The 15,910-nt window shown below is 46.3% G+C and carries 14 protein-coding genes and 1 riboswitch; all 14 genes read right to left on the bottom strand.

The window, feature by feature from the left end:
- Positions 1-17: 17 nt before the first annotated feature.
- The gene (gene scpA, locus I6E26_RS01375) at positions 18-2,216 is read right to left on the bottom strand and encodes a methylmalonyl-CoA mutase (RefSeq protein ID WP_235320030.1); all 2,199 of its coding nucleotides are present in this window, start codon (positions 2,214-2,216) and stop codon (positions 18-20) included.
- Positions 2,216-4,387 (bottom strand): methylmalonyl-CoA mutase family protein, encoded by a 2,172-nt coding sequence (locus tag I6E26_RS01380; RefSeq protein ID WP_235320031.1) that lies wholly within the window; start codon positions 4,385-4,387, stop codon positions 2,216-2,218. The genes scpA and I6E26_RS01380 overlap by 1 nt, the downstream gene beginning before the upstream one ends.
- A gap of 135 nt (positions 4,388-4,522) precedes the next feature.
- Positions 4,523-4,703: riboswitch (cobalamin riboswitch) on the bottom strand.
- A 226-nt stretch (positions 4,704-4,929) separates the two neighbouring features.
- Complete coding sequence (locus I6E26_RS01385) at positions 4,930-5,538, bottom strand: L,D-transpeptidase (RefSeq protein WP_235320032.1); 609 nt, start codon at positions 5,536-5,538, stop codon at positions 4,930-4,932.
- Between the two features lie 21 nt (positions 5,539-5,559).
- Positions 5,560-6,363 (bottom strand): hypothetical protein, encoded by an 804-nt coding sequence (locus tag I6E26_RS01390; RefSeq protein ID WP_235320033.1) that lies wholly within the window; start codon positions 6,361-6,363, stop codon positions 5,560-5,562.
- A gap of 10 nt (positions 6,364-6,373) precedes the next feature.
- Positions 6,374-6,931, bottom strand: coding sequence for an SMC-Scp complex subunit ScpB (gene scpB, locus I6E26_RS01395; RefSeq protein WP_235320034.1), 558 nt, complete (start codon positions 6,929-6,931; stop codon positions 6,374-6,376).
- The gene (locus I6E26_RS01400; protein WP_235320035.1) at positions 6,924-7,706 is read right to left on the bottom strand and encodes a segregation and condensation protein A; all 783 of its coding nucleotides are present in this window, start codon (positions 7,704-7,706) and stop codon (positions 6,924-6,926) included. Before I6E26_RS01400 ends, scpB begins: the two co-directional genes overlap by 8 nt.
- A gap of 8 nt (positions 7,707-7,714) precedes the next feature.
- Positions 7,715-8,803 carry a tryptophan--tRNA ligase gene (trpS, locus tag I6E26_RS01405; RefSeq protein ID WP_235320036.1) on the bottom strand — a complete coding sequence of 363 codons (1,089 nt, stop codon included), beginning with the start codon at positions 8,801-8,803 and terminating at the stop codon, positions 7,715-7,717.
- Between the two features lie 77 nt (positions 8,804-8,880).
- A complete protein-coding gene (locus I6E26_RS01410; RefSeq protein WP_235320037.1) occupies positions 8,881-9,504 on the bottom strand; it encodes a site-2 protease family protein in 624 nt (207 codons plus the stop codon).
- Between the two features lie 60 nt (positions 9,505-9,564).
- Positions 9,565-10,107 (bottom strand): NUDIX domain-containing protein, encoded by a 543-nt coding sequence (locus I6E26_RS01415; protein ID WP_235320038.1) that lies wholly within the window; start codon positions 10,105-10,107, stop codon positions 9,565-9,567.
- Positions 10,100-11,809: a DNA repair protein RecN gene (gene recN / locus I6E26_RS01420; RefSeq protein WP_235320039.1), complete on the bottom strand. Its 1,710-nt coding sequence runs from the start codon at positions 11,807-11,809 to the stop codon at positions 10,100-10,102. The genes I6E26_RS01415 and recN overlap by 8 nt, the downstream gene beginning before the upstream one ends.
- 19 nt (positions 11,810-11,828) lie before the next feature.
- A complete protein-coding gene (gene argR, locus I6E26_RS01425; protein ID WP_235320040.1) occupies positions 11,829-12,287 on the bottom strand; it encodes an arginine repressor in 459 nt (152 codons plus the stop codon).
- Between the two features lie 75 nt (positions 12,288-12,362).
- Entirely contained in the window at positions 12,363-13,214 is an 852-nt protein-coding gene (locus tag I6E26_RS01430) for an NAD(+)/NADH kinase (protein ID WP_235320041.1), read from the bottom strand.
- Entirely contained in the window at positions 13,211-14,020 is an 810-nt protein-coding gene (locus I6E26_RS01435) for a TlyA family RNA methyltransferase (protein WP_235320042.1), read from the bottom strand. The genes I6E26_RS01430 and I6E26_RS01435 overlap by 4 nt, the downstream gene beginning before the upstream one ends.
- Positions 14,020-15,906 (bottom strand): 1-deoxy-D-xylulose-5-phosphate synthase, encoded by a 1,887-nt coding sequence (gene dxs, locus I6E26_RS01440; RefSeq protein WP_235320043.1) that lies wholly within the window; start codon positions 15,904-15,906, stop codon positions 14,020-14,022. The genes I6E26_RS01435 and dxs overlap by 1 nt, the downstream gene beginning before the upstream one ends.
- Between the last annotated feature and the right edge of the window lie 4 nt (positions 15,907-15,910).

A 15,910-nucleotide genomic window follows, 5' to 3' on the forward strand; every position in this document is an offset into this window, starting at 1 on the left:
ACTCACACTCCTTGCCTTTAATCTTCCTCTGCCATTTCGTCCTTGGCACGCTGAATCAACAAGGTCAGCAGCTTGATACCTGCCTCTGGAATATTGGTACCAGGAGCAAAGATAGCCACAGCGCCGCTCTTGTACAGGAAGTCATAATCCTGTACTGGAATAACCCCTCCAATGCAGACCATAATATCCTCACGGCCCAGTTTTGCCAGCTCCTCTACCAACTGCGGCAGTAATGTATTGTGACCAGCAGCCAATGAGCTGAAACCTACCATGTGAACATCATTATCTACTGCATCCTGAGCAGTTTCCTCTGGAGTCTGGAATAATGGGCCTACATCAACATCCCAGCCCATATCCGCAAAGGAAGAAGCGATAACCTTCTGTCCTCTATCATGGCCATCCTGTCCCATCTTGGCTACGAAAATACGAGGCCGACGACCAGTCAGCTCCTCAAATTCATCTGCCATTTCCCGAGCCTTCTCCAGCTCCGTCTTGTCAGTAAACTCTGAGGAATAAACACCAGAAATAGTATGGATAACAGCCTGGAAACGGCCGGAAACCTTCTCCACTGCATCAGAAATCTCACCCAGAGAAGCATGGGCTCTAGCTGCATCTACCGCAGCCTCCAACAGATTGCCGTTATCTCTGGACTCAGCGGCCTTGGTAATGCCCTCCAGGCAGCGGCGTACATCATCATCATTACGCTCTGCTCTCAGCTTTTCCAAGCGCTCAATCTGAGCCTGACGTACAGCAGTGTTATCAATAGCCAGAATCTCCAGAGGATCCTCTTTATCCAAACGATATTTATTCAGGCCGATAATAGACTCATTGCCGGAGTCAATCTGAGCCTGACGGCGGGCTGCTGCTTCCTCAATACGCATCTTAGGCAAACCGCTGGAAATAGCCTTAGCCATACCGCCCAGAGCCTCAACCTCCTGAATATGAGCCCAAGCCCTGCGGATAATCTCATTGGTAAGAGCCTCCACATAATAGGAACCGCCCCAAGGATCAATAATCTTGCACACACTGGTTTCATCCTGAATGTACAGCTGGGTATTACGCGCAATACGGGCAGAGAAATCAGTAGGCAAGGCAATAGCCTCATCCAAGGCGTTGGTATGCAAGGACTGGGTATGTCCCAGGGCGGCACCCATAGCTTCCATTAGAGTTCTGGATACATTGTTAAATGGATCCTGAGCTGTCAGGGACCAGCCAGAGGTCTGACAGTGAGTACGGAGAGCCATGGATTTATTATCCTGAGCCCCAAAGGATTTTACAATCTTGGCCCACAGCACACGGGCCGCCCTCATCTTGGCAACCTCCATAAAGTAGTTTTTGCCAATAGCCCAGAAGAAGGACAAACGCTTAGCAAAGGCATCTACAGGCAGACCAGCTTTGATACCGGTACGGATATACTCCAAACCATCAGCCAAAGTGTAGCCCAGCTCAATATCAGCTGTAGCACCAGCCTCCTGCATATGATAGCCGGAAATGGAAATACTGTTGAACTTAGGCATATATTTGGTGGTATATTCAAAAATATCACCGATAATACGCATGGACATTTCTGGTGGGTAAATATAAGTATTACGCACCATGAATTCCTTGAGAATATCGTTCTGAATGGTACCAGCCATAACCTTTTTGTCTACACCCTGCTCCTCACCGGAAAGAATATAGAAAGCCAGAATAGGCAGTACCGCACCGTTCATGGTCATAGATACAGACATCTGATCCAAGGGAATACCGCTGAACAGAATACGCATATCCAGAATGGAGTCAATAGCAACGCCAGCCTTACCTACATCACCCAGTACACGAGGATTATCTGAGTCATAGCCTCTATGTGTTGGCAAGTCAAAGGCAATGGACAGGCCTTTCTGACCAGCAGCTAGATTGCGACGATAGAAAGCATTGGATTCCTCTGCGGTGGAGAAACCTGCATACTGACGAACTGTCCAAGGACGGAATACGTACATGGTAGAATATGGGCCACGGAGACAAGGTGGAATACCGCTGGCAAAGTCCAAATGATTCATATGGTCATATTCATCGTGGTTATATATAGGCTTGATAGGAATATGCTCCATGGTTTTGCCTGTCAGCGCATCAAAACCAGCACCTGCTGCAGATTCAAACAGCTTTTGCCAATCCTGTGAGCTGTGGCCGGGAACATCCTTCAAATTCATATTGCTAAAATCAGGAAAAGCAGCCATTACTCAATCATCCCCTTCCTCTTCTGCAAAAGCTGCAGGATAGCGTAGCAGTTGGCACGAACATTGATGTATTCATCAATTCCTGCTTCCTTGTAGGTTTCTGTCAAATCAGCCGGTGCCGCACCAGCTAGGAATACAATAGCCTTTGGCAATACCTCATGAAGTTTTGGTGCCAAGGCAGGCACAATTTCCGGATAGGTAGCATCTGTAGAACAGATAACCACTGCATCTGCTCCGGATTCACCAGCTGCCTGAGCTGCTTCCTCTACGGTCTGGAAGCCATTGTTGCCCATAACCTGGAAAGCACCTACCTGCAGGAAGCCTGTGGTAAAGTCTGCTCTAGCCTTGTGCTGAGGAATCGGCCCCATATTGGCTAGGAAGATTTTCACATTATCATTATGAGCTGCCTTATAGTCCTCGGTAATCATGCGTAGAGCCTCATAGCGCTCACTCCAACGGTGAGGAGCAATGGACTCCACTACTTCGCTGGCAGTGTTATTATTCAATGCCTGACGCACCATAGCTAGGGTAGCACCAGCCTTAAAGGCATCTATAGCCTGACAAACCATACAGCCCTCTTTGCCAATCTTCTGCAATACCTGCTGCTGGAAATCCTTGTCCATATCAGCTTCATAATCAGCAATAGCCTGACTGCGCACCTTTTTGTTAGCTGCAAAATCCTCAGGTCTTGCATCTAACCGTTTCTCAGTCATATTAGGATACATATTGCTGCCTACAATGCGATCACGACGCAATTCCAACTTCTTGAACCGCTGAGCCAAAATGTCTGCGATCTGCTGCTGAGGATATTTCTCCTCCAAAGCTGGTACAATACCACCCTTGCCCTCAACAACTTGGAACTCAGCCCAGATTTTTTCCTTGATTTCCTTGGTCAGGCTTTCCACCGCCCAGGAACCACCCGCAGGATCTATAGGCTGTAAAAGACCAAACTCCTCCTGCAGCATAATCTGAACATTTCTGGCAATACGGCGGGAGAATTCATCACCCTTGCGAATAGGCTCATCAAAGGTGGCATTTTCAAAGGACTCTACCCCACCAACTACTCCAGAAAACATTTCCGAAGTGTTCCGCAGCATATTTACATATGGATCATATTTGGTCTTGAAAAACAGAGCTGGCTTGCCGTGAACATGAATCCGCTGAGCATCCTGACTGCCCCCAAAAGCCTCCACAATCTGAGCCCAGATAGGACGAACAGCTCTCAGCTTGGCAATCTGCATAAAGAAGTTTGCACCCATAGAAAAGACAAACATTATCTGCTGGGCAGCTTCATCTGCCGTCATGCCTCTTTCCATCATGGCCCGCATATAATCGGTGGCTACAGCAAGACAATACGCGATTTCCTGTACATCATTGGCACCGCCACGACTGAAAACATCACTGCGAATCAAGCAGGTTTTCACCTCTGGAGCATTCTGCTGACACCATTTAGCAGCAGCATAGGCCTCGTCGTAAAGACTGGAGAGATTCTCTACATTCTTCCCCTTTTCCACCAGCTCAATAACAGGATTTCCCCCGATAACACCCTTTAATGTTTCCGGCTTGATACCAGAGGACTGAACTGCTGCCATAACCAGAGAAAGCGTGGGCAGAGCAGAGGCACCTGTGTAAATATGCAAAGGATATTTATCCAGCTTCAAATCAGAAAGCAAGGTATGCATATCATCCAGAGTACTTACACTGCAGCCTTCCTCGCCAGGCTTATCTGCCTCATTGGCATCCTGACAGGCCAGAGTAGCCTTGTCCAAGCGGATATTATAAACCGTGGAACCCTTTTCCTGCTCATGAATCAACAGCTTGTTATTCTCCTGAGGCATGGTCAAATCACAGGACTGAGCAATACCCCAAGGGGCCTTGATATAACCACTAGGAGATGCTCCCCGCAGAAAATCATCCATACCTGGAAAGGAATCCTTAGGCAGAATATCTTCTGTGGTGGCCCTGAAATACATAGGGGAAAAGGTAATCCCCTCATAAGTCTTAGTGTACATCTTCTTGTCAAAGGGTGCTCCCTTTAACAAGGCGATACAGGCATCCTTCCACTCTTCGTAGGTAGGCGGCGCAAACTCATCCAAAGGAACATCAGGAAAAACAGTCTGCTGTTCTGCTTTTTTCAGAATGGCCTGAAGATCCATTTCTCCTTCACTCATACAACAACCTCCTTCAACTAAAAAATCCATCTGCCAGAATGTGCAGACGGATTGCGTTTAAATCCATCCCCTACCCATCGCTCGCAGGTCCAAGCAATAAAGAGCCGACTAATTTGTACAACCAAATATTGCTAACGGTGACGATAAAACAGGCAGTTCTCCTGACTTGGCCTCATCGCTCCACACGCCTTCCCAGGGATGCTTCCCCAGTGACATAATTGTGCTTCGCTCTTCCTTACAGTGGCGGGACCGTTCCGGCTTATACCGGATTCTCTATTAAGTCTGATACACAGACACCTGTCCTTAACTATGAAATTAACTATATTTTACAGCTATAATGTATTATTGTCAATTACTTTATCCTATCATTAGACAAATTATTACATTATTTGTTATTGCTATAGATTCTATGTTTATACGTTATAATATCCTTAAAGGTGTTTCCCATATTTATAAATAACATAATGCTATGCCAATAACAAAATTGTATAAAAAAGCTATCACCCTTCTAGAAAGATGATAGCTTTAAAGCATATAAAATTTTAATCCTCGGTAATTACCACATTAACCCCGATACCACCATTATACTGACAGATGATTTCCTTTAGCTCTGCCACATCCTGATTGTACATACGGATACAACCCTCGGAAGCATTGGTGCCAATGCTGTTAGGATCATGGGTGCCGTGAATGCCTATACCATCCCAGCCTGTGTTGAGAGAGATAAACCAAGGACCATAGGCGCCAGCAATTTCTCCATTGCCATCCCCAAAGTCATGGGTCCAATTGCCAGCATAATAAACATCCTCTACCACAAAAGGAATAGTAGCAGAAGGAACCCAGTTCCCTGCCCCTGGGATGGAATACTCCATATATCCCCAGCTAATAGGTGTACGATGATCCCCCGGACGCTCCTTGTCACCAGAATTCATAGCTGTGGCAATAGGATATACCCTTATAGGCTGATCATTTCCCTTCTCAAACAACTCCAAGGTATGAGGCAGCTTGTGAATATGGATTCTATACTGCTGACTGCCAAAATCTGTAGAAGGCCAAGCCGCCAAAGCCCTGCTGGCTGGCAGCAATGCCATCCCTACAAACAACACAAAAACAAAGGCATATGCCATTACACGATAACATAATCTAAACATTTCAGTCACAACCTTTCCTGTCTAATCTCTCCACCGCCGGGTACCGCCCCCACTATGACGGGGAATCCCAGAAGACCGCTCCTTGTGATGATAGCCATCTCCTGCATTATCCTCATAGACCTCATCCAGATAGCCATCATGGTCATAATCATCTATATAGTCATCTTCGTCATAGTTTTTGGTTTGCCAATAACCGTCCTTATCATAATACCCCGGGCCTTCCGGCTCCTTATAAGGTACTGGCTTTACCACCACTGGTTTATTCTTCTTTGGCAACACCACACTGGTGTAATAATCCATAACCTCCTGACGAAAGGCCAGTATTTTCTCTGCCAAAGGACCATTATAGTCGGCTGGTATAGACTCCACATAGAACCTAAGCAGATAGCTATCAGACATTAGCCCTCGTTCCAGACACTGAAATCTGTCAAATTTGGGATAATATCCTTGCACCTTTGCCAGTTCTCCCAAAGCAGCTGCCGTATTATACAGTACCCTGCCATGAGGATGCTCCCTCTTTACCTGATAGGACCAATCCTGATGCTCCTCATAGTCAGCAATATCCCGGGCAAAATTAACAAAATCAAGGGAAGCCTGCATGGCTTTCTCCTTATCTGGATATTGAAAATCCATTTCCGTCAAAATCTGCAGGCCCTCATTATAACTATCCTCACGACGCTGGAAAAACTCCTGTCTTTCCCTTTCCAATCTGATTCTAGCCATTTCCTCCTGATGGTTCAGCAGAGCTACAATACCTCCCGCCAAGACCAACAGCAAAATGAAAAGAATCCATTTTTTGCTTATTCTTCTAGGAAATCCTGCCATAACCTCACCATCATTCTGACTGTTCCTGAAACAATATCATCTGCTCCTGAGTGAGAGAGTTGGTATCCGGTGCCGGCAGCTCCGGCAAATCCCCCAAATCTTTCAGGCCGAAACACTGCAGAAAGGTATCTGTTGTACCATAGAGAATCGGTCGGCCAATGGTATCCTTACGGCCCAGCTCTCTAATAAGCTCCATTTCCAAAAGCCGGGACATAATCTTCTCAATGCGGACCCCCCGAATATGCTCTATTTCCTGTTTGGTAATAGGCTGTTTAAAAGCAACAATCGATAGGGTTTCCATAGCTGCCTGAGACAAATGCTTGTCCCGCTCCTCCCCCAAGCGCTGTACATAGTCATAATAATCCATATTGGTAGCCAATTGCCAGCCACCAGCTATCTGCTGCAGCTGCAATCCGCTGTGACGCTCCAACAGCTCCTGACGATAATTATCCAGCAGCTGCTCCAGCCTTGGACCATCAATTTGAAGAATTTCCAGCAAGGCTCCGTGACTTACAGGCTCGCCACTAGCAAAAAGCACTGCCTCCAAAGCTCCCACCAGCCTATCCATGCTGTACCTCCCTCTTCATGACTTCCTCTGGCTCCGCCTCTCCATGTGCAGAGGCTTTATCTTCTACATGAACCGCAATCTCTATTTCCCCATACTGATTCTGCTGATAAACAGAAATAGTTTTCAGCTTTATCAGTTCCAGCACCGCCAAAAAGGTAGCAATCAGCTCACTGCGGCTATGACCGCTAAAGACAGCAAAAAAGTTCATTTTGCCTCCCTGCTGATGCAACCTGGAAATCAACTCCTCCATTTTTTCCTCAATGGTATATTCCTCATGGGACACCAATACTGGCGGCAGCTTCAGCTCCTGCCTTACGGCAATAACATTGGCAAAGGCCTCCACCAGCTCATGGAGGGACAACTGTCTAGGAGCCAAATGCCTAACCGGTATATCCATAGGCTCTCTGGTGAGACACCGTCCCTGAACCTGCTGCATTTCCTCCATAACATTGCTGACTTCCTTGAATCTCTTATACTCCAGGATTCTTTCAATCAACTCCTGACGAGGATCTGCCTCCTCCTCATCCTCCTGGGACTTAGGAGGCCGAGGCAGCAGCATACGGGATTTTATCTGCACCAAAGTAGCCGCCATAATAATAAATTCACTGGTTATCTCAATATTAAAACTGCGATACCTATCCAGATACTCTATATACTGCTCCGTAAGAGAAGCAATGGGGATATCATAAATATCTATTTTATTCTTGTCAATCAGGTGCATCAGGAGCTCCATAGGCCCCTGAAAACACTCCAGATTGATGGAATACTGTTCCATTTTTCTATTTAGCCCCTATACTTGGCAGCCTGAGCCTCAATCAAATCCTTATCAGCAAAATAGTTAATCTGCATAGCATTCTTAACATCCTGCAGAGTTGCCTCAGCCACCTCTCTAGCCTTGTCACTGCCAGCCTTGAGAATATCATATACAGCAGCAATATCCTTCTCGTACTCACGACGACGGGCACGAATAGGCTCCAGCTCTGCCTGAACAATGCTGTTCAGGAAACGCTTAATCTTTACATCCCCCAAACCGCCACGGGTATAATGCTCCTTCAACTCATCCAGATTCTTGTACTCTGGCAGATACTTGGCAAAATCCTCTGGCTTGCTGAAAGCATCCAAATAAGTAAATACAGTATTGCCCTCCAGATGACCTGGATCAGATATCTTGATATGAGTAGGATCTGTATACATATTCATAATCTTCTGCTGAACAGTCTTTTCATCATCAGAAAGATAAATACAATTGCCCAAAGACTTACTCATCTTGGCCTTGCCATCCGTACCTGGCAAACGACGACAAATATCATTGTCTGGCAGCATAATATCAGGCTCCACCAAGGCATCAGTATTGTAAATACGGTTAAAGCTGCGTACAATCTCCTTGGTCTGCTCCAGCATAGGCAGCTGATCCTCACCTACTGGCACAAGAGTAGCCTTAAAGGCAGTAATATCTGCCGCCTGACTGATAGGATAGCAGAAGAAACCTACTGGAATACTGCCACCAAAGCCACGCATCTGAATCTCAGATTTTACGGTAGGATTACGCTGAACACGGGAAACAGTAACCAAATTCATGTAGTAGAAGCTCAGCTCTGTCAGCTGTGGCACCATAGACTGAATAAACAGGGTAGATTTTGCTGGGTCCAGTCCTACAGAAAGATAGTCCAAAGCTACCTCGATAATGTTCTGACGAACCTTCTCTGGATTGTCAAAATTATCCGTCAAAGCCTGGGCATCAGCAATCATGATATAAATATCATCAAACTCGCCGGAGTTCTGCAGCTCAACTCTCCGCTTCAAAGAACCTACATAATGTCCCATATGAAGCTTGCCTGTTGGTCTGTCACCTGTTAAAATAATCTTTTTCATCTTGCGAAAATCCTCCCCATCTGTAGTCTGCTATAACTTCCTTTATACCAATGATAAAGTTCTCAGACTAGCCATTTTTAAATTATAACCCCTATAATAAGATTAAATACACTTAACACCAGTCTCTGCAATGGTATCAAAATCATGGTCAAAAACGGTGTCATCATCAAAAATATTAAAATTATAAAACTGTACCGCTCCAAGGACATCAGCTTATAGGCCAGCCTACCCGGCAGCAGCACCATCAATACTTTGGAACCATCCAAAGGTGGCAATGGCAGCATATTGAAAATAGCAAAGTTAATATTAAACAGTACCATCATGGACAATACCAGCCGTACTCCCTCAGAAAACATCCCCAGCTTAAACAGTACCGCCATGGCCAGCAAGGAAATAAAGGCCACAATCAGATTAGCCACTGGGCCTGCCACTGCTACCAGCAGCTCCCCCTGTCGCCAATTACGGAAATTTCTGGCATTGATCATTACAGGCTTGGCCCAGCCAAAGCGGACTACCAACAACATAATCAATCCGATGGGATCTATATGAGCCATTGGATTCAAGGTAAGCCTCCCTGTCATTCTAGGGGTAAAATCGCCCATAACATCTGCTGCCTTAGCATGGGCATATTCATGTATTACCAAAGCAATTACCAAGCCCGGCAGACCGGCTATAAGCCCTGTTAGGCTAAAATCAAACATAAAATCCTCCTGTCATTTCCAGACCACCCATATACCGCTGGACACAGTCTGGATTTCTGCTTATTTCTGCAGCTCTCTATAAAGCAAAATCGCAACTATAGACTTGGCATCACAAATCTCTCCAGATTTTACCTTTGCCATAGCCTCATCCATAGTCAGCAATACCACATTGATAAATTCATCCTCATCAGTATGCTGCTTGCCCGGGGTCAAACCATCTGCTGCATAAACATAGATAAACTCATTGGAAAAACCTACCGTTGTAGCCAACTTAGTGAGGAAATGATACTTATCTGCCTCATAGCCGGTTTCCTCAGAAAGCTCCCGCTTAGCGCACACCAAAGGCTCCTCGTCCACAGCATCCAGCTTGCCTGCTGGAATTTCCAAGGTTACCTGCTGAATAGGGTAACGATATTGACGGACAAAAATCATCCGGCCATCTGGCAGTACCGGCAAAACAGCAGCTGCGCCGGGATGCTTTATCCACTCCCGCACAGATTTATTGCCATTAGGCAGCTCCACATAATCTCTCTTTACATGCAGCAAAGTACCATCAAAAATATCCTCACTACTTAACTTTTTTTCAATCAAATCTTCATCCATTTTTCTTGTACTCCTCTTTCTTAACACCTGCATAGGCAATCATTTCTCTGGCATTATCCAAAGATGCCGATGACACATTGGCTCCAGAGGCCATTCTGGCAATTTCATTAACCCGCTCCCCAGTGGTTAGAGGATGAATAACGGTTGAGGTCTGATTGTCAATAACATGCTTGCTAATATATAAATGGGTATCTGCCATACAGGCAATCTGTGGCAGATGGGTAATACACAATACCTGACGATGAGCAGCCACCATAGCAATCCTCTCTGCCACCATCTGGGCGGTTCGACCACCAATACCAGTATCTATTTCATCAAATACCATGCTGGCTGGTGAACCATCTCTATTGGCCGTAACAGTCTTGATAGCCAAGGCAATACGGGAAAGCTCGCCACCAGAGGCCACCTTTTGGATGGAACGAGGCTCCTGCCCCGGATTAGCTGAGAAGAGAATAGCCAGTTTGTCACAGCCATTGGCAGACAATTCCTGACCTGACTCCACCTGTATCTGGAATCTGGCATTGGCCATGCCCAAGGCCTGCAAATGCTTTTCTATCCCCTGAGACAATTTACCTGCTACAGTTTGGCGCAAAGCAGAAATTTCCTTTGCCCTCTGGGCGGCAGTCTGCTTTTTCTCCTCCAGCTCCTGTTGCAACTGAGCTATATCTTCATCGTAGTTTTCAATGCTGTCCAATTCCTGACGGCATTTTTCCCCATGAGCCAGCACAGCCTTAACATCAGCACCATATTTCTTCCGCAGCTTATCTATAACATCCATACGGCTTTGGAGCTGATCCAAAAGGCGAGGATCAAATTCCAAGGAATCCATATAATCCCTTACCTCATAGCCAGCTTCCTTAATCTGCACGGTTGCCTCACTAAGGATTTCAATAACTCCCTCCAGAGAATCATCAAAACGATTCAGTCCTCGCAGGCTTTCCACAGCCTCCTCCAGACCGCTGACTACCCCAATGCCATTAGCACCGCCGCCATATAAAAGCTGACAGGCATTACTGCCATAACGGGAAATCTTCTCCCCATTAGTCATTTTGTCAATACGGCGCTGCAGCTCCTCGTCCTCACCCTCCTGCAGTTGGGCAGATTCAATTTCCTGCAGCTGCCACCGCAGCATATCCTGACGCTGAGCATAATCCTGACAAGCCGCCTGCTTGTCCTCCAAAGCCTGATTAGCCTCCCGATAAGCGGCATAACGCTTTTTATATTCCCCTAAAGCCTTCATCAGCTCCTGGTTACTGCCATCCACCAAATCCAGCTGATTCTCCTGCTTTAACAGAGACAGGTTTTCATTCTGACCATGAATATCCACCAGCAGCGTTCCCAGCTTTTTCAAAACAGCCAAGGTAGTATGACTGCCATTAATGAGAATACTGCCTCGGCCAGCAGCGGTTATCTGTCGGGTAATAATCAGCTCATCCCCATCAGTATTTATCAATTGCTGATGAAGATATTCCTTTACTGCCGGCTGCTGTTCCAAGCTAAAAACAGCCTCCACCCGCATCCATTCACAACCGGTGCGAATCATATCCGTAGTCAGCCTTCGGCCCAGCATAGCCCCCAAAGCATCTATAAGAATGGATTTACCAGCGCCTGTTTCACCCGTAAGAATATTCAATCCCTTATCAAATTCAATCTGGACATGCTCCAGCAGAGCAAAATTCCAAACAGTCAATGTATTAAGCATAAAAGTCCCCTACTCTGGCTCACTCGCTGGTAATCATATTTCTCATATGCTCAGCCACATCCTGGGCAGACACACCCTGCTTTACGATTACCAAAATTGTATCATCTCCTGCCACAGTGCCAATCAGTTCTGGCCAATGAGCATTATCCAAGGCAAAAGCCACTGTCCCACCTGCACCAGGATGAGTCTTTATAACAATCAAATTGCCACTGGACTCTATATGGGTTACCACATCCTGAAAAATTTTCTTCATCTTCACCTCAGAATGAGCTCTTTGCAAATCTTTTGGAAAAGCATATCTGTATTTGCCCCGTCCATATGGCACCTTTACCAAATGCAGCTCCTTAATATCTCTGGATACAGTAGCCTGGGTAACATCTATTTTCTGTTCCCGCAGAATAGCTGCCAGCTCCTCCTGCGTTTCAATGCTCTGGGCCTCTACAATCGCCTTGATTTTTGCTTGTCGGTAATTTTTCACTGCTCTCACCCCGTCAAACCACATTTTGCCTTACGGCTCATTTACATTCTTTTATATAATCTTACTATCCTCTAATCATAAGCTGCGCCACAATTTATTCTTCAAGGTGTAATAATAATTTCGATCCTCAAACTTAATAATTTTGGCGGCATTTTTTGCTTTGCGAACAGTTATCTCATCCCCTGGCATCAAGGGATAGCTCTCCTGCCCATCCAGAGTAATCTGAATATCCTGATGTACAGCAGCAATATGTATCCGTACATAGTCCTCATCGGAGATAACCATAGGACGCACCTCCAAAGTATGAGGACAGATAGGCGTAATCAGCAGTGCCTTCACGGCAGGATTGATTACCGGACCACCAGCAGATAAGGAATAAGCTGTGGAGCCTGTTGCCGTGGAAACAATAACTCCATCTGCCTTATAATCCGTCATGCGGCAGCCATTCACGCTAACACCTAGATGCAGCATTCTGGACACACCACCCTTGCCAATAACAATATCGTTCAGGGCATGTCCCAAAAATTTCTTTTCCCCACGACTATACTGAGCGCTGGAAATAACCGTGCGTTCTTCTATATAGTACTGATTATCCAGCAGTTTTTGCAGCCTGCTTTCCAGCTCTGGCACCTCAATATCCGCCAAAAAACCCACATTGCCAATATTAATACCACAGCAGGGAATATCCTTGGCATAAAGCTGACGGCAGACTCCTAACAGAGTGCCGTCCCCCCCTATGCTTAAACCAATATCCGCATTCTGGATATCCTTATTTTTAACTGCCAGTTCCGGATAGCCAAATTTTTCTGCTGGCTCCCTCAGCATAACCAGCCGAACATCCTTATCAGCAAAAAAATCCTTAATACGCTCTAACACGCCAGCAGATTCTATTTTTTCTGTATTTGGAAAAACAGCTATTGTTTTCATTTATCCAATGCTCCATGAGCTGCCTGCACTGTAGACAATACTAACTCATCGGTAACACCATCTACCGCGGCAGCATCCTTGCTTAGCCAGATTAGATACTCAATATTGCCCTCAGGGCCTTTCACAGGTGAAAAGGTCAAGGCCTTAGGCACCAGCTCCATCTGGCGCACCAGTGATACAATCCGGAAAATAACCTCCTCATGTACCTTGGCATCCCTTACAACGCCCTTTTTGCCAACCTTTTCCCGGCCAGCCTCAAACTGAGGCTTAATCAAAGCTACAATTTCACCAGCAGGCTGCAGCATAGCCTTCACCGCTGGCAATACCTTCTCCAAAGAAATAAATGCCACATCTATGGATGCCAAATCCACTGGCTGGCCCAATTGTTCAGGGGTAACATTGCGCACATTGGTGCGCTCCATATTAACCACCCGTTCATCAGTACGAAGACTCCAGGCCAGCTGTCCATAGCCTACATCAATGGCGAAAACCTTGATAGCACCATTTTGCAACATACAGTCAGTAAATCCCCCTGTAGAGGCTCCAATATCTGCTGCCACCTTGCCTTGCAGGGATACACCAAATTCCTTAATGGCCTTTTCCAGCTTCAGGCCGCCTCGGCTTACATAAGGCAGGTCATTACCCAAAAGGCGAATCTCTGCCTCCGGCTTAACCATAGTGCCTGCCTTATCTATTTTCTGACCATCCACCAGCACCAAACCAGCCATGATGGTGGTTTTTGCCCGCTCTCTGCTCTGGACAAGATTTCTCTTGACCAGCAGCACATCCAGTCTTTCCTTAGCCATCAATCTATACCACCAATTTTTTCTACAATTCTATCTGCCAGCTGCTGTGGCAACAAACCACACAGCTCCAAAAGCTCAGGGCAGGAACCCTGTTCCACAAATTCATCTGGAATACCAAAACGCAGAGTAGGCAGCATATGATTAGTATCTGCCAAATACTCCAGCACAGCAGAACCAAAACCACCTGCCAAAGCATTTTCCTCCAGAGTTACCAACAGCTTTGGTTTCTTGGCCAAAACCTGCTCCAACAGCTCCCTATCCAATGGCTTAACAAACCGCATATTTACTACAGTGGTTTTGATATTAGCCATATTAAGGATCTCTGCTGCCTGCACGGCCTTTAGCACCATACTTCCCACAGCCAACAGCACTACCCCGCTGCCATCTCCAGAAAGGATTTCTCCCTTGCCAATAGGCAGCTTCTCCAGCTCTTCCTCCAAAGGAGTACCAGTAGCACTGCCTCTTGGATAACGCACTGCCGATGGCCCCTCATATTGAGAGGCTGTATACAGCATATGCCGCAGCTCGTTTTCATCCTTAGGAGCCATAATCACCATATGAGGTATATGCCGCAAATAGGAATAATCAAATACCCCATGATGGGTAGGCCCATCTGCTCCTACCAGACCTGCTCTGTCCAGACACAGGGTTACTGGCAGCTCCTGCAGGCAAATATCATGAACCACCTGATCATAGGCTCTCTGAGCAAAGGTAGAATACAGGGCCACCATAGGATGGGCGCCTGCTGCAGCCATCCCAGCTGCCATGGTTACTGCATTTTCTTCAGCAATACCCACATCAAAAAACCTTTCTGGGAACTGCTGGGCAAAGGCCTTTAAACCTGTTCCTGAAGGCATTGCCGCCGTAATCGCCACAATATCATGGTTCTGCCAGCCCAGCTCGATCATGGTCTGGCTAAATATATCCGTATAGGATGGCGGAGCATCCTGCTTTTTAATTACCTGGCCATTAGCCTTGTTGAATCGGCTGATACCATGAAATTTATTAGGATTTTCCTCAGCTGGCAAATAGCCCTTACCCTTATGAGTGCGGACATGAACCAGCACCGGTCCCTCCACCTGGGGAAGCTGGCGGAAAACATCCTGCATAGCCTGAATATTATGACCATCCAAAGGCCCAATATAGTTAAAACCCAATTCCTCAAACCAGCTGCCAGAGCTGATAGCTGCTTTCACGCCATCCTTCAGGCATTCTGCTGTTTTGAAAACAGTCTCCCCTATGCGAGGGATATTCCGCAAAAATCCCTCAATATCCTTTTTCGCCTTGGCATACTGAGGAGCCAGCTTGATTCTGGATAGGTATTCTGACAGGGCCCCTACATTTTTGTCTATGGACATCTCGTTGTCATTAAGGATTACCACCAGACGACGACCAGAAGCACCAGCAGAATTAAGTCCCTCATAGGCCTCACCGCCAGTTAAAGCCCCATCCCCAATAATGGCAATAACATTGTAGTCCTTGCCTTCCAGATCCCTGACAATGGACATACCTACGGCAGCAGAAATAGAGGTGCTGGCATGACCAACACCAAAAGCATCACAATCGGATTCCTTCCGCTTAGGAAAACCAGTTATACCATGAAGCTGGCGCAGGGTATGAAATCTATCCTTACGACCAGTCAATATCTTATGGGAATAGGCTTGATGCCCCACATCCCAGATAATCTTATCCTGTTGAGGGTTAAATACACTGTACAATGCCAGTGTCAAATCCACTGTTCCCAGACTTGGTGCCAAATGCCCCCCATTATCGGCACAGGTATCTATAATCATCCGTCGCAGCTCACCTGACAGATTCTTTAGCTGGGACAGAGACAATCTTTGTATATCTCCGGGACACTTTATCCCATCCAGTATCTGCTCCAAAAAG

This window comes from Anaerovibrio lipolyticus, assembly GCF_021531495.1.
Taxonomy (GTDB): domain Bacteria; phylum Bacillota; class Negativicutes; order Selenomonadales; family Selenomonadaceae; genus Anaerovibrio.